The organism is Crocosphaera chwakensis CCY0110 (genome assembly GCF_000169335.1).
GTDB classification, from domain to species: Bacteria; Cyanobacteriota; Cyanobacteriia; order Cyanobacteriales; family Microcystaceae; genus Crocosphaera; species Crocosphaera chwakensis.
Genome location: NZ_AAXW01000015.1, coordinates 37,076 through 59,111, shown reverse-complemented (window position 1 = coordinate 59,111; position 22,036 = coordinate 37,076). Strand labels below are relative to the sequence as shown.

The following is a 22,036-nucleotide window of genomic DNA, read 5'->3' as shown; positions in this document are numbered from 1 at the left end:
CTCTAGAGATTTTTTTCATGATGAATAAAATCTCTAGAGGTCTTTGGAAGGCATTTTGTAAGAAACTAGGGACACTTTAGACTTTTAGTTGAGTATTAAACATAGCTAAAAGTTTATTTTTAATCTATATAGTATCCCTAGCATTGTATTTCTAAAAAACTTAGAAACGATAACCTGACTTATACTTCTCCCCAAGAACCAGATTGGGATGTAGCAGAAGATGTTTTGCTTCCAATATCTGCAGAAGAATCAGTGTCAGTATAGGTGCTGCTTTGAGAAAAACCACGCCCGAAAGAGGTAGCAAAAGCATCAGCTAAACCTTTAGCTGAAGGAGCTCCAAAGTCAACGCTTAAGAAACCACCTTTAACTTCGTTAGCTTCAACGGTTTCGAGATAGGTCATATTAGAGATTTTCATGGGTTTTTCCTCGTTAATTTACTTCAGAATTTGTTTTAGGAAGTTTTGTTTTTCTTCCTATATTTAAGATAACTAATTAAACAAAGAATGTGTTGCCAATTTGGCAGTTTACCTATTTTTTCAATATGTATATAAAAAAAGAAAACAACCTTACTGTTAATTTTCAAATTTACAGTAAGATTGATTTTTAAACAACAGGAAAGAGAGGTCGACAAACAATATTAGTCAGCCCTTTCAGTTCCAATTATGCAATGTAGTTTTAAAGATAAAAATCTAATTAACTTTAATGATTCCAGAAAAAAATTGACCAGATACTGCTCTGGTTACATCCTAGACCCCCTAAACTATTCGATTCTGACTCATCCAAAGATTCTACATAACTGAGATTACTAATTTTTGTTGAGGTTCGATGTTTTGTTACAGAATTTTTTGGAGATGGTTTAATAGTTTTCTGTTGTTCACTATCTCGTTTTTTTAGACGGTTATCTTTGATTAAACGATTATAGGTACGATAGGGAATATAATGGAGCGGATTATAACCTGCCGTTTGTAAAATTAAGACACAAGCCCAGGAATATTTTCCCGCTAAAATGGCATCAACAATTTCTTCAAATTGTTGTTCGGTCATACTTTTAGTTACCTGGTTTTTTTGCTGATACAAAGATTGAGACATGATAAAAAATCCTCTTAAACTTTCGTAAATGAGTAGTCAAAAAAATGAAAAATTAAAGTTGGGAACTGGTAATAAGTACCTGAACAAAAATAAACGTTACTACGAAGTAAGCAGGGGAAAAATGAGGGTAGGGAGCAACGGGAGCAGAAAGAGGGGTAGACAGCTTGTTTACATTTCTATCGAAAACTGCTGTTAAAGCTTAATTCCATCCTTTTGCATTTTTTTGATGGGGTCCAGTACAACATCAATAATGCGACGACGGCGAATAATAATATCTGCTGTCACAGTTTGTCCGGGTTTAAAGGAAATCATTTCTTGATTTTTCAGAATATGATCCCGTTCCAGCTCGATCTCAACCCGATAAATTTCACCTAATTTTTCGTCGGATTCAGCATCGGCAGAAATGTCGGTTACTTGGCCAGTAATGACCCCATAATCCTGATAAGGGTAAGCATCTAACTTAACTTGTGCAGGCATTCCTATGTCCACAAAGCCAGCTTCTTCGTCTGGGAGAACTGCAGACACCACTAACGGAACATTGTGGGGAGCAATCTCTGCGACGGTTTTTCCTGCTTCAACCACTTCGCCAGTGTTTTTGAGATCGAGGGACAAAATGGTGCCACTGATGGGAGCTTTAAGATACTTATATTGCAGCTTACTTTGGGCAGCAATTAACAAATTTTTGTTTTCTGTTATTTTCCCTTGCAGTTGGGTCATTTCTACTTCAAGTTGCTGAATTTTTTGCATGGCTTCGATTTGCTTTCGTTGAGCTTGCGCTTGTTTCTGGGTAAATTCAGCTTGAGACTGTTGAACGGTTTTTTGTGCCGAAAAAAGTTCTCCCTGATTTTCAGTCATTTGCGATCGCAGATTCCGTATCCCTTGGTTAGCTTGAAAGATTTGTTCGTTGGCTTGAGTCACTTCTTGTAATTGACTACTGGTAATCTGTTGTTCTGTCTGTCTTAGGGTTTGTTCTGCTTCGTAGAGATATTCTTGAGAAATTGCACCTTCTTCTTGTAGGGGTTTGAGTCGGTTAATTCGTTCTTGGTGGGCAATTTTTTCCACCTCTAGTTGCTCAAGCCGTTGTTGGGCGATTGAATCGAGGGGTTGTAACTGTTTTTGTCGTAATTGATAGGCTGCAACTTCATTTTGTTGTTGAGCTAATAATTGACGAACTGTGGCAATCTTTTCTTTAGTATGAGCGATGACGGCTTGTTGAGCTTGCAGTTCGGCCGAAGCAATGGCTGCATCTGTTTCGGCTTCTAATTGAATACGTTGTTTTAGAGTGTGTTTTTGGCTTAACTCGGTTTGATAAGCTCTAATCATCTCTTGAAGTCGGTCAATTTCTTTTTCAGCTAATTCTGTATCGAATTCGACTAATAATTGTCCAGCTTGTACTTCTTGTCCCTCTTCGACAGCAATGTCAGTCACTTTACCCAATTCAACCGGTTGAATTTTATAGGTTTCTCCTTCTGGCACCAATTTTCCTTGAGCTTTCCCTACTTCTTCAAGGGTTCCAAACCAAGCCCAAGCGGAAAAGGCGAAACAAAACGCTATTCCTCCTAAGATGAACTTTTGGGGTAAGGTGGCAGGGGGTTGGTCTAGGAGGGTTTGGACAGAAGAAGACCAGAGATTAACTGGTTCTTCTACCTGGGGTGAACGATAGGCACAGGCGGGGTTAAAGGTGGTTTGAGGAAACTCTATAGCGTTGCTACTGACCCCACCATAAATGTGCTTAGAGTCATCAGGGGTCATCAAATTTGCCTGGTGTTTTTGACTAACTGATGAAGAGTCTTTATTTTGATTGAAATCCTGGACAAATTTCTTTTTCGTTCGATCAAAGTGGGTTGACATAGTAAATCTCTTATGGTTTAGATTGATACTTCTGTTCAAGGAAAGTTCACAACATTTATTAATCTTAAATTTCATTGTTTGGTTATCTTTTTAAGATTAGTTAATTTTGGCACTTTATAATGCTAAATCTTTAAAAGATAAATTATACATATTCTATTTGCTTCGCACAAAACTCTTAGAAACTATCCCTATTCTCTAGAAATATAGTTTATTCGATGTAAGTTGTCAAGACTTTATTTTGAACTTAATTTAATTTAATTTTTTGATTAAAAAATGTATATAGCATTAACAAAAAACTTTTGTTAGTGATCTTGAAAAGTTTTTTGAATATGGCTACAGACGAAAAAAACAGATAACTAGACAGGTGAATGGACAGTTAACCGTAAAAGTAAATGTGTAAAATTTACGCATTTACACAAATAGTATTGATGTAATGGTAGTCAATCCCTTAGATTGAGCTTAATTTCATGAGAATCTCTTGATCTTCATAAAGATACAGTAATTTTTTTTGACATCAAATCTCAAATACGGAAAAATTGGACTATTTATTTTTTTTGCTGTTTTTATGTCTAGATTTGTACATTTTTAGAAATTTAGTATTGTTGCAATAAGACTTAACTAAAGTTTGACCATAATCAAGGTATTATTTATAATCAGAAGGAATAAACTAGAAACTATTTCTGCTCGTTGTCTTCCTAGCTTGTTTGATGAAATCCTCATTAGACATTATTTAAGTACAATTATTTATTGCCTAAAATAGTAGATCCAGGTACTCATCACAAGTACCCGTTATCTGTCTTGTTTTTATATGGCAAACTAAAGAAATAATTAAGGTAAACAACAGTTTAAGCGTGGAAACAAGTTAATATGACTCAAAATCAAGTTTTTTCAATTTCTAACAATTCTGATATAAAAGATTTTAACTATCAACAGTTAAATCCCCAAGTGCGACATGAGATTCAGGAGTTAACCCTTGATATCAGAAATCGACTCCGTCGCTGCGCTCAAGATATCTATATTATTGGTGATCATTTATGCAAAATCAAACAACAATTGAAGCATGGACAATTTCGGACATGGTTAAAAGCAGAATTTGATTGGAGTGTATCGGCTGCTAATAAATTTATGCAGGTTAGTCAACAATTTCAACTGAATGACTTAGAAACAGTAGAAATTTCTCCCTCAGCTCTCTATATCTTAGCAGCCCCTTCAACACCCGAAGAAGTTCGCACTCAGGCTTTAGAAAAAGCGAAACAAGGTAAAACCATCACCTTTTCTTTTGCGAAACAACTCCTTAAAAAAAATAAAGATGAACAATTAGAGCCAAACATTAATAATCAACCAAAAAATAATCTTATAACCCAGGAATATCAATATAATCAAAAAACCTACAATCAGTTATTATCTGATCAATCCAATGTCTTAAATTTGGTAAACAAGAAGACAAGTGAGCTAAATTTATCGGTTCAAATTGATAGTCCTTCTAAATTTAATGATTATTTAGAGGAAGCATGGCAAAAAATGTTGGGTGCAGAACAGTATTTATCTCTGGTTCTATGTCAAATTAATTCAGAAGATAGTAACCAATCAAAAACTGTAATGTTTCAAGTCTTTCAACAACTCAGTTATGGGTTAGCTGATAGTTTGAAGCGAGGAGGAGATTTTGTCGGGCAATATGATGATAATAAATGTATTGCTGTTTTGCTTAATACTGATCCCGAAGGCGCTCAATGTGTAGTAGATCGGTTTATGAAGTGGTTTAGTGCTTGGCAAAAAGCTTATATGAGTCTGCTCAATTCAACACCCTAAATATCATATTGGAACCGCTAGTATGATTCCTAAGCAGGGATTTACACCTCACAATCTGATTGAAACGGCGTTACTGGATAAAGAACGAATGAAGTAGTTTAACTCCGATTATTATCGGAAATATTCTTTTTCCTCTATCTCCCCTCATTTCTATGTTTACCTCAACTAATAATCTCTATTGTTAATAAAGAGAATTAATGGATATTACATGGAAACTTTAACCTAGGAGACGCTTTACCCACTTTAATTTGCCTTGATAAGGTGGAAATCGCAAATTAGTTTCAAACCAAAAAGAACGTTTCAAGACACTTTTATAATGGGAAAATGTGTCAAAACTAGCTTTACCATGATAAGCACCCATGCCACTGTTTCCTACACCACCAAAGGGTAAGCTTAACACTCCATATTGCATCACTGTATCGTTAATCCCTACACTCCCTGATCGGGTATTTTCTAGTATCTTTTTTTGTTGCTTTTTATCGTTAGAAAATAAATAAATGGCTAAGGGTTTTGGTCTTTGGTTTATAAAGGCGATCGCTTCTTCTATTTCACTATAATCGAAAATTGGTAAAATAGGGCCAAATATCTCATCTTCCATAATAGGAGAATTAGGAGAAATATGATCAATCACTGTAGGAGAAATATAATTTTCTTGGGGAATTAGTTGACCCCCTACAATAATATTATCTTGGGGTAATAATGCAGATAATCGTTTAAAATGATACTCATTAATAATTCTTCCATAGTCTGGACTGTGAAAAGGTTCTTCTCCATAAAATGTTTTAATCGCTTCTTTAATCCCTTCTAATAGTTGTGATTTAATGGGTTGATTGACTAATAAATAATCTGGCGCAATACAACTTTGTCCAGCGTTGAGAAACTTTCCCCAGACAATGCGCTTAGCTGTTTCTTTAACATTAATATTTTTATCCACAATACAGGGACTTTTTCCCCCTAATTCTAAGGTAACTGGTGTTAAATGCTTAGCAGCAGCTTCCATAACAATTTTTCCAATAGAAGAACTACCAGTAAAAAAGATATGATCAAAGTTTTCTTTTAATAATTTTTGACTGATGTCTTTCCCTCCTTCAATCACTTTTATATAGTTATCATCGAAGTAATTGTTAATAATTTTTGCAATAACTTTTGATGTATTAGGAGTTAATTCTGAAGGTTTAATGATAGCACAGTTGCCAGCAGCGATCGCCCCTATTAATGGCATAATAGCTAAGGAAAAAGGATAATTCCAAGGACTAATAATAAGGATAACTCCTTTCGGTTGCGGTTGAATCAAGGCAGTGGCAGGAAATTGTTCTATGGGAGTAGAAACATAACGAGGTTTTATCCATTTTTTAAGATTATTTATCGTATTATCAATATCTTTTTTAATGATTCTAATTTCTGATAAGTAACTTTCAAAGTGACATTTACCTAAGTCTTTATTTAAAGCTTCTGCTATCTCACTTTCTTTCTCAATAATCAACTGTTTTAATTGTTTTAATTTTTGCTGACGAAACTCAATTTTTTGGGTATTTCCTGATAAAAAATATTGATCTTGTTTTTTAAAGATTGTTGGTATATTTCCAGTTTTCAACATTCTATTGTTGCCTTTCATCGATAATTTAAGGATATATGATTTAACAAAATTTTCAAAAATTAGCAATATTAATAAAAAACTTAATTATTAGTTATTATTGATTAATTTCATGGCTTTATCTAATAAAAAATAGCCTTCTTCTACTGTTTCAATACGAGACACTTTATCCCTTAATTCAGATGCGCCGATAAATCCTTTACAATACCAACTTAAATGTTTTCTAGCTTGATAAATACCTCGTTTGCCTTTATATTCCCATAACCCTTTTAAATGTTCTTTTGCACATTCTAATCTTTCAATAGAAGTTGGTTTAATTAATTCTTTTCCTGTCTGAAAAAAATAGTCAATTTCTCCCACTAAAAAAGGATAACCTAGGGTTCCACGGGAACACATAACCCCATCTGCACCGGTTATTTCTAAACAATTAATCGCAGCTTCAACGGAAAAGATATCACCATTAGCTATGACGGGAATAGTCAAGATTTTTTTGACTTTTTTAATCCATTCCCACCGTGCATTTCCTGTATATCCTTGGGCGCGAGTTCTACCATGAAGGGTTAACATTGATGCCCCCGCATCTTCCATTTTTTGGGCAAATTCTAAGATATTAATTTCATTATCGTCCCATCCTATTCTTGTTTTAACAGTAACAGGAATATCAACAGTTTTGACCACTTCTTTAACCAGATTTTCAGCTATTTCTGGTTGTCTTAATAAAGAAGATCCACCCCCTTTTTTTGTAATTTTATTAACAGGACAACCCATATTAATATCAATGGTTTTCGCCCCTTCTCCTACCGCTTTTTGAGCTGCTTCTGCCATAAAATCTGGACGACAATCAAATAATTGAATACTAATCGGTTGTTCATTGGGATCAATTTCCATCAGTCTAGGAAGTTGTTTTAAATGATGAATTTCTGTGGCACTTACCATCTCGGTGTACATCATAGAATTAGGAGAATAACGTCTGACTAAGCGACGAAAAACTAAGTCTGTTACTCCCGATAAAGGAGACTGCAACACCCGACTTTTTACTTCTACTGAACCAATTTTTAAGGGTTGAGATACTTTTTCTCGAAGGGTAGATGAAATAGATAACATAGTTTTATTTTGATGAATTAGGCAGCTTATTTTTATTATCTTGTGAGTTATTTAATGATAGTAAGTTGGTCCAAATTAAAGTGACTTGAATCATCTGTAAATAAGTTTGTAAGTCTAATTGTCCTGTTTTTAACATCTCTTTATACTGATCATGAGAATATTGTAATTTTCCATGTCTTACCATTAAACTTTCGGGTAGTTGTTGACTCCATTCATCCATCAATTGTAAGATTTGATTATGGGATAATTCTTTTTGTTTATTTTGCCATCTTTGACATTGATCTGAGAAGATTTGTGTCATTTTTTCAATTTGTTCATAAACTTCTGAAGACACTTGACCATCAATTAACATTAAACGATATTTTTGCCGTAAATCTTCAATTTCTTCTGTGGCTTTTTTGGGATTTTGCTCTAATAATTTTCTTAATTCGTTAATAGTTTGACGGTTAGCTTTCAGAAGATTGTTTTGTTTTCTTTTACGCCACCAACGAAGTAAAAACCCAATACTACTGGTTGTAATCAACATAATTGATGCAGCTTGTAGAGGCTTATTTTCTCTCAAATAACGTTGCCATGCGACTCTAGGATCACCATAATTAAAGACTTGTTGCGCCCCAGGATGAATATAAATTAACCCTTCCGTTAATAGTTTAGCATCTTGTTGAGAAGCTAATTCAGGGTAGAAAGGAGAGTATTGACGAAAGTTAGAAATAATCGCCCAAGTTAACAAAGAAACTGTCTTTTTATTGACATCAGGACGGGTAATTAATGCGCCAGGAGTAGCAATAGTTGATAAGTTTTGATTAGGTAATTCTGGTAAAGGTTTATAAGTTCCTTGGGGAATAATTGCTTGTTGATAAGATTCAGGAAATTGAATGGTTAAATAGTTAATTAAACTGGAATCTACGGAAATAAAACGAAGTTGAGTCGACTGTTGTAATTCTTGTTTAAATTTATCACTGGTTGCTAAAGGTCCAACATAAACAAAGGCATCAATTTCATTATTTATGAGTTTTTTAAGTCTATCTTCATTAGATTTTACTTCTATAATTGTGATATTACTAGCTTTAAAAATTCGCTTTGCAGTAAAATAAATTCCGCTACCTTCTGCTCCCACCATCACCCGTTTTCCTTGTAAGTCTGCTAAAGTTTTAATGTCAGAGTTAGCTTGAGTGACTAAGTGTAAATATTCTTGAGTTAAGACCAATAACGTATTAACTTTTCCTTGTTTCATAGCTTCACTAGCTACATCTAATTGTACAATAGAAAAATCAACTTCTTTATCTAATAATCGTTGTAAATTTTCTTGTGATCCTTGAGACTGATAAGTATCTGTTACCTGTATTTGTTCTACTGTATCTGCTGATGATTTAATTTGAGAACTAATTCTTTGATAACCACTTCCAAGAGAACCACTAGAAATAGATAGGTTTGTTTTGCGTGTACTACAACTACTTAAATAAATAGGAATAACGAGAAATAAACTGGTACAGAAAAATTTTTTGATCATTGTAACTATTGTAAAAAAAGCTAATTATCTAAAGATAAATTATAAATTTGACGACGGGAAAAAGTAGTGACTTCTGCAAGTTGACGACTCGCTTGCGATCGCGTCATTCCTTGATCTAATAATTGTTGTAATTCATCTTTTAATTGATCAACGGTTAACGTAAGGAAACGACTTTGAGAACAGCCAGCAATAATTAAGGTAAATTCCCCTTTAATCTGCTGAGAATTCTGATAATATAAGATAGCATCTTCTAAACTTCCTCGCCAAAATTCTTCATAACGTTTGGTGATTTCTCTTCCTACGGTAAGTTGATGATCGTTACTATAAACCTCTCGTAAATCAGTCAAAGTTTTTAGTAAACGATGGGGAGCTTCATAAAGAATAATCGTCCGAGTTTCTGTTTTTAATACTTGAAAGCGATCACGTCTTTCTTTTCCCTTTAAAGGAAGAAAACCCTCAAAGATAAAGCGATCAGTGGGCAAACCAGACACAGAAAGGGTGGTAATAGCAGCCGTCGGGCCAGGGATAGGAATAACAGGAATATTTGCTATAATAGAAGCATTAATTAAATCGTATCCCGGATCAGAAATACCTGGCATCCCTGCATCAGTTACTAAAGCAATGGTTTTTCCTTCTTCAAGATAGTTTAATAATTCAGTTTGGCGAGCCGTGCGATTATGATGATGATAACTAATCTGAGGGGTAGTAATCTGAAAATGATGCAAAAGTTTAGCTGTATGACGGGTATCTTCTGCAGCGATAAGATTAACTGATTTTAAAATTCGGATCGCCCGAAAGGTAATATCTTCTAAATTTCCGATGGGTGTTCCCACAATATAAAGTGTTCCTTGCTGTAAACTTTCGTTGTTCATTATATTAGTCATGAATGGATTATTTGTCGGTTTAACGACTCTCGATATTATTTATCTTGCGGATCATTTCCCCCATTCTAATGAGAAAATTGTAGCACTCGATCAAACCATTGCAGCCGGCGGACCTGCTACCAATGCAGCCATTACCTTTCAAAAGTTTGGGCATCAAGGAACCCTCTTAAGTATGATTGGTAATCATCCCATTAGTCAACTCATTTGTGCAGAATTAGAAGATTGTTCTTTGAGTGTTTTTGATCTTTCTCCTTATCATCCTGAACCCCCACCTACCTCTTCAATTATTGTTAATAAAATCACAGGGGAACGTGCCGTTATTTCTATTAATGCTATCAAATCTCAGGCAAAAGCGGATAAATTATCCATAGAAATTTTACAGGATATTGATATTGTTTTAATCGATGGACATCAAATGGCTGTCAGTCAAGTTGTTGCCCAAGAAGCCAATTTTAGAGACATTCCTATTATTATTGATGGAGGCAGTTGGAAACCTGGCTTTGAGAAGATTTTGCCTTATGTTAAATATGCGGTTTGTTCTACAAACTTTTATCCTCCCAATTGTTATGATTCTGATGACGTTTTTACTTATTTAAAACAGGCTAATATTCCTCATATTGCCATTACTAATGGAGAGAAGCCTATTAAATATTGGACAGATGGAGAGTTTAATAGTATAGAAGTTTCTCCTATTCAAGCCATTGACACTTTAGGCGCGGGAGATATTTTTCATGGCGCATTTTGTCACTTTATTTTGACCCATAGTTTTGCAGATTCTTTGGCTAAAGCTTCAGAGGTTGCTGCGGTTGCTTGTCAATCATTTGGAACTCGACAATGGATGGAAAATTTAACAGAGTTTGGTATTAAGAATCATCAAAAATCTACAAATAATGATCTTTTTTTTTAATGAAATAGAAAAATGGTTACGTATTCGGTTCTTTTCTCAATAAAATATTTTTAGTTGTGGTTCTGCTTCTTGTCTGCGATCGCAGTTCACTTTAAGATTCAATTTTTTCCTAATTAGTTAGTTAGAAAAATTTGCATTGGAAAAGATTCAGCCACTAATTTATTGGCTTCTTTTTCAAGATTGATATTCTCTTCAAAAGAAGTTTTGGGTTTAGTTTCTTCAAAATTGAGTAATGTTTTAATTCGTTGATAAGCTTGATAAGCAACAGTAGGAAAAAAGGAAAATTTACCAGGTAAAACACACATATAATTACTATCAGAATTCGATTCAATCCAATAACTATAGCGTCGTTTTTGTTCTTCTTGACTGATAAATTCAGTTTTCACACATTCATAACTATAAAGTTGACGACTGTATAACTTTTCTTTGCCAAAATAACGTTCTGCTGACTCTAAAATAGGTTCTATATCTACACCATCAATATTATCATCATTAGCATAACCAGAATCAGCTAATAAAGAGTAAGTATATTTTTCGTTTCCTAGTTCCCTATGTTGTACAAAATGATTAAAATGAAAGCGATTTTTAGTGGACATTCTGACAAAATTAGTGTTGACTAAAGCAGGATAACTTACCACCATTGCGCTGCGACTTCTCTTTAATTTTGCTCTCACTTGTAAATCTTTTAAAAAGGGTTCAAATCCTTCCCCAACAGCAAAAATAAATAACTTAGCTTTGAGTCGTTTTGAACGTCCTGCTTTCGTCTTACATAATAAACTTTTAATTCTTAGTTCACCATAACTATCACTTAACAATTTTTCGATTTTAATGCCGGTTTCAAATGTTACCCCATGACTCAAACAACTGGTTACTAAATCTTTTAGAATTCGACTGGTGTGCATAGAACAATCCAGCGTTTTAATAAAATCATAATTAGATGGTTGTATGTTATATGAATTATCAAATTGACGGCAAAGATTACGGATAATTTCTGTTGAATTTCTTAAAGAACAATTTAAGCCTTCATAATTTTCAACCTGTGCATAAGTAGGGGCTAAATATTTATTATTCACTAACCAATTATGTTGTCTTCCGTAAGCAACTTCTAATCTTCCTAAGACTCTATTCCGTTGAATATTAATTTGTACTGCATCACTTTTTAAGCGAGATGAGCGAATTTCTGGAGCATCTTCTTGGGGATGAATCAAATACACTGGTGCATCATTAAACCAACCTTTAGAATTAGGAATAATAGCAGGGGTATAAAATTTAGTGTCTTTTTCTGTTAAATTGACGTTGCATTGTTGCTTAAAATAAGGAGTATAAAAATTAATTAAATCCTCTACTCCATTAACACAATTAATGAATGTTTGAGCATCATCTTGACCCGAATATAAAGCTCCTGTATGATACCATCCTTCTAATTTTCCTGATGCTAATGTACCCAGTTGAGGAGCTTTTTCTAATAGTTTAATGGATAAATTACTATGACGGGCTAAGAATTCAGTAATGGCAACTCCAGCAATACCACCACCCACGACAATAACATCAACGTATTCAATTTCTGAAACTTGAATAGGGTTCATAAATGGGATAATCAGACTATTTTTCAAAGTAATTGTATAGGCTAACCCAGATTATAACGTAGATTTAAAAACTAGGTGATCACTGATTTAATGCTTAATAATAATTTTGGAATTTCATTGAATTATTATTACGACTAAACCCAATCAGCAGTATGTAAGCTAAAGTCAAAGTTAGTTATAATATAACTTTTAGTTGGATTCACAGATGACACTTAACTCTTTATATGAATTTTTCCCTTCCTGTTGAGTATCGTAGTTTTTTACCTCGCTTTTATCGTCTCGCTTCAGTTAGTGTTTTATCTAATATGATGGTTCCCTTAGCAGGGTTGTGTGATACTGCTTTTTTAGGACATTTAGAAGACATTCGTTACTTAGCAGGGGTTATTCTTGGAAGTATTCTTTTTGACTATTTATATCGAGTTTTAAAGTTCATTCGTTCTGGTACTAATGCTATCACTGCACAAGCTGTGGGAAGAGATGATCAAGACGGAATATTACTGGCTATTTTACGCAGTGGTTTAATTGCTTTGATTATTGCTTTTGTTATCCTGATTTTACAATATCCTATCGAAAAAATAGGCTTTACTTTATTATCAGGTTCACCCGACATTGAAGTATCTGGAATAGATTATTTTCGTGCCAGAATTTGGGGCGCACCTGCAGTTTTACTTAATTTTGTTTTTATTGGGTGGTTCTTAGGAAGAGAAATGAAAGCAGCTATTTTATTCTTATCTTTAGTTGGAAATGCTTCAAATGTTTTCTTAGATTATCTCATGATTGATCGTTGGGGTTGGCAAAGTATGGGAGCAGGTTTAGCTACAGCAATTAGTCAATATTTAGCTTTATTTGTTGCTATTATTTTTATGATAACAACTCTTAAATGGAGTGGCGTATTACCTCTTATCACCAAAGTTGTCAATAAAAAAGAATTACTTTCACTTATTTCTTTTAACGGTAATATTTTTATGAGATATTTTGCTTTAATTTCTGCCTATTCTACTTTTATGAATATTAGTGCTTTATTGGGAACTAATCTATTAGCTGTTAACGGAGTATTATTACAAATTGCCCTAGTGAGTCAATTTACAGTTCAAGGAGTAGGAATTACCACTCAATCTTTAACTGGAAACTTTAAGGGCGAGGGTAATATAGAGCAAATCATACCATTATTAGTCGTGTCTATTATTAATAGTTTATTCATTGCTTCAAGCTTTGCTTTGATTCCGTTTTTGTTTCCTGAAAGTATTTTTAACTTATTAACGGATCATCAAGAAATTAGTCAAGCTGCTATCACTTATACAGTCTGGTTATTCCCTTTCTTGTCGTTTAGCGCGATCGCTTTTATGTTAGAAGGATATTTCATCGGTTTAAAAGAGGGTAAAATATTAAGAAATGGAGTATTGATTGCCTTTTTGATTGGATTTTTACCCTTAGTAATTATGGCTTACTATTGGCAAAATAATCATCTATTATGGTCAGCATTAACTGCTTATGCAGGGACATTAATGATTACACTATTTTTACAATTATCGAAAGGACAAAGTAATCATATCCCCATTGAGTCATGATAACTTATTAAGATATTGAACTCAAAGATTTATGGTAGTGTAATCTCTTTTTTATTAAATGATAAGTTTTGGAACTAATCATATTTACACATTTTTGTAGGGATCAATGCTTCGATTCTGCTCAGTGTTGACCCCTATACTATCAATTAATTGATGCCTTTGGATAAAGCCTTAACATGACTAATAATACCCTTGGGATCAAGTCCTTGGTAGGGGTATTGTTCCCATAAACCCCCACAACCTTCTTGATAGGTTCCTAAATGGGCATATTTAGGCGTATAACCCCGTTCTAATAACCAAGTTCCGAAACGGCTACCCAGTCCGGTACGACGGTTAAATGCTTCAACCACCATCACTAAAGGAGACTGACCGATTTTTTTCATCATCTCTTCATCCACCACGTTTAAAGTAGATTTATTGATTAAACCGATATCTAAACCCTCTTGTTTTAACTGTTCTACCGCATCTAAAGCACGATAGAGACATTCCCCAAAACTAACCACATAACCGGCAGTTCCTTCCCGTATTACTTCGTCTTTTCCAGGGGTAAATTGATAATCCTCTCCATAGAGTTTATTCCCATTGCTATCTAAAAGATGAGGAACCTTAGAACGAGTGGAAAAGATAAATCGTAACCCTGGATCATTAAATACTGCTTTGACACAGGCGATCATCTGTCCTGGATCACCGGGAAAATAAAGACGGGTTTCGTCTCCTTCTTCGAGTCCGTTATCAGCAAACATATTATTGATGCCGAAGTGACAGGTATTATCCGCCATATCGTCGATTCCTGAATGGGAAAAATGACACAGTACATTAGAGCCATTCAGTCGGGCCATACTAATCTCAGAAACGCACATTTCTAGAAAAGCACTGAAAGTAGCATAAATCCCTTGTTTCCCTGCTTCCATACCAAAACCAGCGGCCGCTAAGAAGTTACCCCGTTCCATAATACCCCCACTGACAAAGATATCAGGATAGGCTTTACGAATCTGTTTTAAACCGCAAGATCCTTCTAAATCATTATCAATACACATAATTTTGTTTTTGCGGTCTTGATCGCTCATGGAATCTAAGATAGAAACCACCGTATCTCCGAAAATATTACGGTTTGATCCCACTTCTTCGGTTGATCCTATATAAGTGTAGGGATTTTTTGCTTTAGAAATGCTTTTGAGATAGTCAACCGCTTCTTTATGACCCCGATTTTCTAAATAGGCGATCGCTGCATCGACAGGAATCACGTCATGGCCTTCGGGGGTTCCTTCAATACCCTCAACTCCTACAGACATTTTACGCTTATTAATCACGGCCATCGGTCCATCGTTACTAATGGCTCGGTAAATGCGATCGTAGAGACTTTCTATGTCTTCCCCTTCCCCAGTCAAAGTGGTCAGTCCGTGACCTTCTAAGGTTCGACCGACATCAAAGCCTTTTTGATACTCAGACGGGTGGCCAGCGATGGTTACATCGTTATCATCGATAATTAATTTAACGTTGAGATTCTGAGACACAGCCAACCGCGCTGCTTCTGCGTCGTTTCCTTCTTGTTGGGAACCATCAGACCCTAAACAGAAGACAATTTTATTCGGGTTCGCCATTGCTATTCCATTCACATAAGGCCACATATGGCCCAAGCGTCCGGAACTAAATTGAACCCCTGGGGTTAACCCTAATTCTGGGTGTCCGGGGAGTTTTGAATAAGCTTCTCGATAATGGAGTAGTTTCTCGGCCGGTAATTGACCCCGTAGGGTTGAAATCAGGTATTGAGTGGCGACTCGATGGCCTGCTTCATCGAAGAAAATAGGTACAAATTTATTTGGCGCACCTCTAAATAAACCATCGAGAATCATCACTTCTGGAACGGTGTCATAAGGTCCTCCAGTATGGCCACCTACGCCTTTAGCTGCTCCGGTGGCGGTGAAGAAAATAATCACATCTCGACACAGTTGAATATTATGTTTGAGAGTTTCTTTTTGTTGTTGGCTTAATTTGGGTTGCGTGGGATCTAAATTTAGGGGTTGATAAGCGGTTAAATCGATAGGAAAGGTTTGGGTTGCCATTTAATTATTCTCTATGTATGGTTATTAAGTGCGTTTTCAAGCTGTTAGATGACCGTATCGTGAGGAATGACTGCATCCTTTAAAATGGTGATGATATTACTGCGAATATAAAAGCCTTGGTCTTCTTTTTCGGCTTCACTAACATTATCTTTGTTAATAATTTTGACGTTGCAGCCAATGCGAGCATTTTTATCAATAATGGCGTGGTCAATGGTGGTATTAGACCCGATACCGATGGGAATGTTTTCTAAGGAACAATCTCCTTCATTTTCAAAATCAGATTGATAATAATCTGCTCCCATAAGTAAGACATTTTTGATAGTGCAACCCGAATCAATGCGAGAACGAATACCGATGACAGAATTTTCGATATAACACTCTTTTAAGATACAACCCTCGCTAATCATCGACTCGATGACTTGACATTTTTGTTGTTTGGTAGGGGGTAAATAACGCGCTCTGGTGTAGATAGGAGCAGCTTTATCATAAAAGCTAAAGGAAGGGTTAGGCTGTTTAGCTAGGGCTAAGTTGGCGTTGAAAAAGGCTTCGATGGTTCCGATATCTTCCCAATAATCATTGAAGAGATAGGCTTGTATATTCAAGTCTTTAATCGCATTGGGAATAATTTCTTTACCAAAATCGGTACAGTCTGGCTGTTGTTTTAGTAAATCAATCAACACTTCTCGCTTAAATAGATAAATCCCCATTGAGGCAATATAGGGCTTAATTTTAGATTCTTCTGCTGAAAGTCCGAGGGTTGTGGTATCGACTTGCATCCGTTTGAGATCGTCCCCTTTGGGTTTTTCCTGGAAGTCAATAATACGACCAGTATCATCAATTTTCATTAAACCAAAACTAGAGGCTTGTTTTTCATCCACAGGAAGCACTGATAGGCTAATATCTGCGTTTGTTTCTCGATGATGTTGAATAAAATCACGATAGTCCATGCGATATAAATGATCCCCGGAAAGGATTAAATATTCATCCGCTTCTGCTCGATCAAACAACCATAAATATTGTCTGACAGCATCGGCGGTTCCCTGGAACCAATTCATATTTTCTGGAGTTTGTTGGGCTGCTAATATTTCTACAAATCCTTGCTGAAATCCTGAAAAGTTGTAAGAACGAGAAATATGTTGATTGAGTGAAGCAGAATTAAATTGGGTTAAGACATATATTTTGTGAATACTAGAATTAATACAATTACTAATAGGAATATCAATTAATCTGTGTTTTCCCGCTAGGGGAACAGCAGGTTTAGCTCTGGTTTTGGTGAGGGGATAAAGTCTTGTTCCTGCGCCACCACCAAGGATAATCGAAAGTACGTTATTCATAAATTCCTCCTAGTTAATCGTTTTCTTGTAATAGTCGAAGCAAAGGTTAATACTATCTTGTATTATCTAACCTACACACACACCTCTTTGTATGTCTAAAGTGTTATTCTCAATCATGAGTGATGTTATTTTTTGTTAAGATTTACCATAGTTTTATAGGTGTTGTCAAATTAATTAAAAAAAGAATTGACTAAATCTGAAAAATTTTGCAAGCAATGTATTGGAAAATACACCCTTGGGAAGATGTAGTTATTAACGTTATATTAGTCAATAGATAGAAGACAGTATGAATAATATTAATTATGGAAGGTAAACAAGTTTTATTAACTGGCGGAACTGGAGGATTAGGATTAGGGGTAACGCCAGAAGTCATTAAGCAAGGGGCAAAGGTAACCATTCCCTATCGAGATGAAACGGAGGTTAAGCGTCTTAAGGATAAATTAGCTCCGACAGATTTTGAGAAAATTCGTTTTGTTAAAGCGGATTTATTAGATGAAAATGTAGTTAAACAGTTAGTAAATGACTTAAATAAAGTTGATATTTTAATCCATCTTATGGGAGGTTTTTCTATGGGAGAAACTCATCAACAATCCTATGAAGACTGGAAATCTTCTATTGATTTAAACCTTAATAGCACGTTTTTACTGTGTAAATATTGTTTAGGTGCGATGTACAAATCAGGATATGGCAGAATTGTCACAGTCGGGTCTCGTGGTGCGGTGCAACCCGATGCAAATTTAGCTTCTTATTGCGCTTCTAAAGCCGGTGTAGTTGCGTTAACTAAGTCCATTGCAGAAGAGACAAAAGAGTATAATATTACGGCTAATAGTGTGCTTCCTAGTGTTATCGATACCCCTGCCAACCGCGAAGCAATGGGGGAAGAAAATGCGTCAAAATGGGTTTCTCCTGATTCTTTAGCGCAGGTTATTTGTTTTCTTGCGTCTGAAGAGGCTAAGGATCTTCGAGGTGCAGCTATTCCTGTTTATGGACAAGTATAATTCACAATACGAGCATTACCTAGGTTGGGTTTCGTTCCTTAACCCAACTTATAGTAAATTACCTAGAGGCTTGTCCTGAGCGATAGTTGAAGGAAACAAAATCCAACTCATAGCATCTTAATTATGATTAATTTATGCAATATCGTCGGGCAAAACAACCAGGAAGTAGTTATTTTTTTACCTTAGTTACCCATAATAGACGCTCATTTCTCTGTGAAGCAGAAAATATAGTATTATTGCGAGATTCATTTCGTAGAGTCATAGAAAAACATCCTTTCATTATTGATGCCATTGTTATTTTACCTAACCATCTTCATTGTATTTGGACGTTACCCCAAGGTGATGCTGAGTTTTCGACTCGTTGGCGTTTAATTAAAAGTTGGTTTAGTTGTCAATGCGATCGCAAATATCAAGGAAATATTTCAACTTCAAGACAGAGTAAACAAGAGAGGGCTATCTGGCAAAGACGATTTTGGGAACATTTAATCCGAGATGAAGAAGATTTTATTAATCATGCTGATTATATTCATTATAATCCCGTGCATCATGGGTTAGTTTCACGTCCAAAAGATTGGGAATATTCCAGTTTTCATCGTTATGTGCAGCGCGGTGTTTATGATGTTAACTGGGGAAGTTCAGAAATCCCTGTTTTTGATGTTTCTGTTGGGATGGAGTAATTTCTTATATTGTTTTGTTGGGTTTCGTTCCTCTACCCAACCTACGAGATCGGCGATCGCACTAATGTTCCTGAAGAGATTCGACGTGACCTCAAAAACAAACATCATTTTCAGGCAGCATCTGCATCTCTTCTAGCTGAGATAAGTAACAATTCTTTTGATTTATCTCAGGCTCAAAACAATTTAGAAAATAACACAACGCTATTTATCTCATCAACTCCAACCGTTGACAAAACTCCCGTCTTCTCTAATGGAATTGTAGCAAGAGGGACTGAATTTTCCGTTCCCACAAGTGCTAGTCAAATTAGCTCCTTGCCAATTAACATCGATCAACCTAAGGGCGTCACAATCGATCATCTCTCCTGTCGCTCCTCGCAAATCAGAAAAAGCAATTACAGCAGAACCGAGATAGCATCTGTTGAGAATCGCACCACTCAAATTACAGAAAATAAAACGAGTAGGCCAAACAGAAGCGTGACTCAAGTTGGCTCTACTAAAATTAACATGAGTGAATCTACCACCCCATTCAAGAGATCTGAGGTCAGCCCCACTCAGATCAGCACGATACAAGATAAATTCTTCAAAATACCGCTCTCCCTCGGCGTAACGTCCAAGCAATTCTGTGGCATCAATAACTTTGGAACTACTGCTTTCGATTGTGCCATTGGGCATAGTAGTCAAGTGAAAGATACTACTATCGAAGTGATTGCTTTGAGTAATAATCCCAGTCAAATCCGCTCCTCGGAGATTTGCACCGACCAAAATAGTATATCTGAGATCGGCATTGGTCAGATCAGCATTGGTCAGATCGGCATCAGTCAAGTCAGCCCCAGTCAAATCAGAGCCTCGAAGATTAGCATTCCGAAGTTTGGCATTCAGCAGAAGACTTCCTCTCAAATCAGCCCCTTCGAGATTGATACTGCTCAGGTCAGCGTTAATCAACCATATTTGGGTCAAAATCGAATTTGCCATATTGGCATTCCTAAAATTAACACCATTGAAAATCTCATCGATATCCCCAGGATATTCAGTTCCCATGTGAATTCCTCTCAAATCAACTCCAGAAAAACCCCGTTCTCCAGCCTCATATCTTCTCAGCAATTCGGCTCTATTCATCATTCAACCCCTGAAGTAATAAACAACTTAAATAATACTGCAACCAACATCTGGTCAAACTTACTCCAATCAGAAACCTCACTAGACATCACCTTCCAAATAACCGACCTACCCACAGGACATCTCGCCGAAGCCACCATCACAGGCTTCGACCCCTTCGGTCGCCCCAACGCAGGAACCATCCTCATCAACTACAACGCCAACGGAGTCGGTTGGTTCATCGACTCCACCCCATTTGAGAGTTCAGAGTTCGCAGTTCAGAATTCAGAATTTGCCTACAATGCTACCCCCAACTCCGACGCTTACGGCAAATACGACCTTCTCACCACCGTTCTCCATGAAATCGCCCACCTCTACGGTTTCATCGAAGGTTACGAACCCTTTGACCACCTGCATCATGACCATGCAACCCTACACGGCGAACACCTTGATAACCACGCACACCCCTACGATCTCCTCAACACTCACCTTGCCCCAGGTATCCGTAAACTGCCCTCAGATATAGATATTGAGATATTAAAAGCTATTTTGAAGGCAGAAGGCAGAGGGCAGAAGGCAGAAGGTAGTTTAGAAGCATTGCTAACATCGACTCCATTATTAGCTGCGATCGCCAACGGCAACTTCAATATCTCCGACCCCTACCACCCCAACTTTGGGTGGAAAACCAGAGGCGCAACCACCATCCTGAACGGTCAAGCACTACTTACAGAAGGTTCACCATTCCTCAGCAACCTCAGCCAAACCTTCATCATCCCCGAAGGTGCAAAAACCCTACAATTTACCCTGGTCGATGCCCAACTTGGGACGACCCAATCCTTCCCCAGTGATGCCTTTGAAGTCGCCCTTCTCGATGCTCATAGCCTCACCTCCTTAGTCGATACCATTGATGAACTCAGCTTCACCGATGCCTTCTTTAACCTCCAAAACACAGGTACAACTTACTTAGGAAATGACATTCAACTTACTCATGGTACAGACAATTCTCCCCGTACCTTCTCCATCGATATTAGCCACTTAACCCCAGGTACAGAAGCTACCCTTTACTTCGACTTACTTGGCTTTGGCGATAACGATAGTCGCGTCTTAATTGATGATGTAATCATACAACGGGAGATTTCCCCCATCACTGTTAATAATCCTGTTACCCTTACTCAAGGACAATCTACGGTTATTCAGATTTTCCCCGATAACAGCAATTTAGAAGAAATTCTGCAAACCTATACCATCCAAATTCAAACCCCTGCTGAAAATGGAACCGTTAATATTGCAGAAAACGGAACCTTTATTTACACTCCAAAAGCTGGATTTGTTGGTACAGATACCTTTACCTACATCCTTACCGATGGTAACGGCACTCAAACCATCCCAAGCACCATTACAGTTACTGTAAATAACGCCCTCCCAGAAATTGCAGACATTGACATCATTTCTGAAGTAATAGAAGGTAATAAAACGGTACTCAGAGCAACTGCAACGGATGCTGGAGGCGATACCCTGACCTATATTTGGGAATTAAGCGATGGCACACGGTTGACAGGTCAGGTGGTTACTCATAGCTTTCCCCATAACGGTACTTATACTGCTACTTTAACCGTAATCGATGCTCATGGAGAGCGAGTTACCACCAGCTTTGAGTTAGAAATTACTAATATTGCACCCATCGTTGAACCAGAAGACAAGCCGACTATTTCTTTAGCTTCCAATACAACAACTAAACTAACTCGTAATAATACAGAAACGATTCCCAACCTTAACATCCGTTCAAGTTTTTCTGAGACTCCTTTACCTATCAATTCTCTACCCTTTAATAACTTTGTTTCTGTGAGAATAAAAGATAGTTTAGCTCCAAATAATTTAGCATCAGCACTAAACAATAATCCAAATTAAGAACTCGGTCATATTAATAACTGTCTTATAACTTGTAAAAGTCCAAGGAAATCTTAATT

17 protein-coding genes are annotated in these 22,036 nt (G+C 36.3%); 6 read left to right on the top strand and 11 right to left on the bottom strand.

Annotation, left to right across the window (positions count from 1 at the left end):
* Positions 1–179: 179 nt before the first annotated feature.
* The 3 genes from CY0110_RS11745 to CY0110_RS11735 all read right to left on the bottom strand — a co-directional run bounded on the left by CY0110_RS11745 (position 180) and on the right by CY0110_RS11735 (position 2,940).
* On the bottom strand, positions 180–416 hold the full coding sequence (locus CY0110_RS11745; RefSeq protein WP_008275652.1) for a hypothetical protein: 237 nt from the start codon (positions 414–416) through the stop codon (positions 180–182).
* Between the two features lie 283 nt (positions 417–699).
* Positions 700–1,089 carry a HetP family heterocyst commitment protein gene (locus CY0110_RS11740; protein ID WP_008275651.1) on the bottom strand — a complete coding sequence of 130 codons (390 nt, stop codon included), beginning with the start codon at positions 1,087–1,089 and terminating at the stop codon, positions 700–702.
* Positions 1,090–1,281: 192 nt separating this feature from the next.
* Positions 1,282–2,940, bottom strand: a complete 1,659-nt coding sequence (locus CY0110_RS11735; protein ID WP_008275650.1) for an HlyD family efflux transporter periplasmic adaptor subunit — start codon at positions 2,938–2,940, stop codon at positions 1,282–1,284.
* An 867-nt stretch (positions 2,941–3,807) separates the two neighbouring features.
* Here CY0110_RS11735 and CY0110_RS27965 point away from each other — a divergent pair.
* Positions 3,808–4,749, top strand: a complete 942-nt coding sequence (locus tag CY0110_RS27965) for a DUF3102 domain-containing protein (protein ID WP_008275649.1) — start codon at positions 3,808–3,810, stop codon at positions 4,747–4,749.
* A gap of 217 nt (positions 4,750–4,966) precedes the next feature.
* Here CY0110_RS27965 and CY0110_RS11725 read toward each other — a convergent pair whose 3' ends face one another.
* From CY0110_RS11725 to rsmI, 4 genes are all read right to left on the bottom strand, one after another.
* On the bottom strand, positions 4,967–6,346 hold the full coding sequence (locus tag CY0110_RS11725; RefSeq protein WP_008275648.1) for an aldehyde dehydrogenase: 1,380 nt from the start codon (positions 6,344–6,346) through the stop codon (positions 4,967–4,969).
* Positions 6,347–6,433: 87 nt separating this feature from the next.
* Positions 6,434–7,447 carry a tRNA dihydrouridine synthase DusB gene (gene dusB / locus CY0110_RS11720; protein WP_008275647.1) on the bottom strand — a complete coding sequence of 338 codons (1,014 nt, stop codon included), beginning with the start codon at positions 7,445–7,447 and terminating at the stop codon, positions 6,434–6,436.
* Between the two features lie 4 nt (positions 7,448–7,451).
* Positions 7,452–8,957: a TAXI family TRAP transporter solute-binding subunit gene (locus tag CY0110_RS11715; protein ID WP_008275646.1), complete on the bottom strand. Its 1,506-nt coding sequence runs from the start codon at positions 8,955–8,957 to the stop codon at positions 7,452–7,454.
* A 20-nt stretch (positions 8,958–8,977) separates the two neighbouring features.
* Positions 8,978–9,841: a 16S rRNA (cytidine(1402)-2'-O)-methyltransferase gene (rsmI, locus tag CY0110_RS11710; RefSeq protein ID WP_008275645.1), complete on the bottom strand. Its 864-nt coding sequence runs from the start codon at positions 9,839–9,841 to the stop codon at positions 8,978–8,980.
* Here rsmI and CY0110_RS11705 point away from each other — a divergent pair.
* Positions 9,840–10,748, top strand: coding sequence for a sugar kinase (locus tag CY0110_RS11705; RefSeq protein WP_008275644.1), 909 nt, complete (start codon positions 9,840–9,842; stop codon positions 10,746–10,748). The two genes, rsmI and CY0110_RS11705, sit on opposite strands and share 2 nt — an antisense overlap.
* A gap of 113 nt (positions 10,749–10,861) precedes the next feature.
* On the opposite strand, the gene CY0110_RS11700 is transcribed toward CY0110_RS11705, so the two are convergent.
* Positions 10,862–12,334 carry an FAD-dependent oxidoreductase gene (locus tag CY0110_RS11700; protein ID WP_008275643.1) on the bottom strand — a complete coding sequence of 491 codons (1,473 nt, stop codon included), beginning with the start codon at positions 12,332–12,334 and terminating at the stop codon, positions 10,862–10,864.
* Positions 12,335–12,558: 224 nt separating this feature from the next.
* Here CY0110_RS11700 and gntT point away from each other — a divergent pair, with 224 nt between their 5' ends.
* Positions 12,559–13,902 carry a guanitoxin biosynthesis MATE family efflux transporter GntT gene (gene gntT / locus CY0110_RS11695; protein WP_008275642.1) on the top strand — a complete coding sequence of 448 codons (1,344 nt, stop codon included), beginning with the start codon at positions 12,559–12,561 and terminating at the stop codon, positions 13,900–13,902.
* Between the two features lie 146 nt (positions 13,903–14,048).
* Here gntT and CY0110_RS11690 read toward each other — a convergent pair whose 3' ends face one another.
* Both CY0110_RS11690 and CY0110_RS11685 read right to left on the bottom strand, forming a co-directional pair.
* Complete coding sequence (locus CY0110_RS11690) at positions 14,049–15,965, bottom strand: transketolase C-terminal domain-containing protein (RefSeq protein WP_008275641.1); 1,917 nt, start codon at positions 15,963–15,965, stop codon at positions 14,049–14,051.
* A gap of 44 nt (positions 15,966–16,009) precedes the next feature.
* Complete coding sequence (locus CY0110_RS11685; protein WP_008275640.1) at positions 16,010–17,299, bottom strand: glucose-1-phosphate adenylyltransferase; 1,290 nt, start codon at positions 17,297–17,299, stop codon at positions 16,010–16,012.
* A 302-nt stretch (positions 17,300–17,601) separates the two neighbouring features.
* Here CY0110_RS11685 and fabG point away from each other — a divergent pair, with 302 nt between their 5' ends.
* Together fabG and CY0110_RS11675 are read left to right on the top strand one after the other, a co-directional pair.
* Entirely contained in the window at positions 17,602–18,297 is a 696-nt protein-coding gene (fabG, locus tag CY0110_RS11680; RefSeq protein ID WP_008275639.1) for a 3-oxoacyl-ACP reductase FabG, read from the top strand.
* A gap of 134 nt (positions 18,298–18,431) precedes the next feature.
* On the top strand, positions 18,432–18,974 hold the full coding sequence (locus CY0110_RS11675) for an REP-associated tyrosine transposase (protein ID WP_008275638.1): 543 nt from the start codon (positions 18,432–18,434) through the stop codon (positions 18,972–18,974).
* Between the two features lie 213 nt (positions 18,975–19,187).
* Here the strand turns inward: CY0110_RS11675 and CY0110_RS11670 are convergent, their stop codons facing one another.
* Positions 19,188–19,946 (bottom strand): pentapeptide repeat-containing protein, encoded by a 759-nt coding sequence (locus CY0110_RS11670; protein ID WP_198139148.1) that lies wholly within the window; start codon positions 19,944–19,946, stop codon positions 19,188–19,190.
* On the opposite strand from CY0110_RS11670, the gene CY0110_RS11660 reads away from it, so the two are divergent.
* A complete protein-coding gene (locus CY0110_RS11660; RefSeq protein ID WP_198139147.1) occupies positions 19,923–21,977 on the top strand; it encodes a PKD domain-containing protein in 2,055 nt (684 codons plus the stop codon). The genes CY0110_RS11670 and CY0110_RS11660 overlap by 24 nt on opposite strands.
* Positions 21,978–22,036 lie beyond the last annotated feature (59 nt).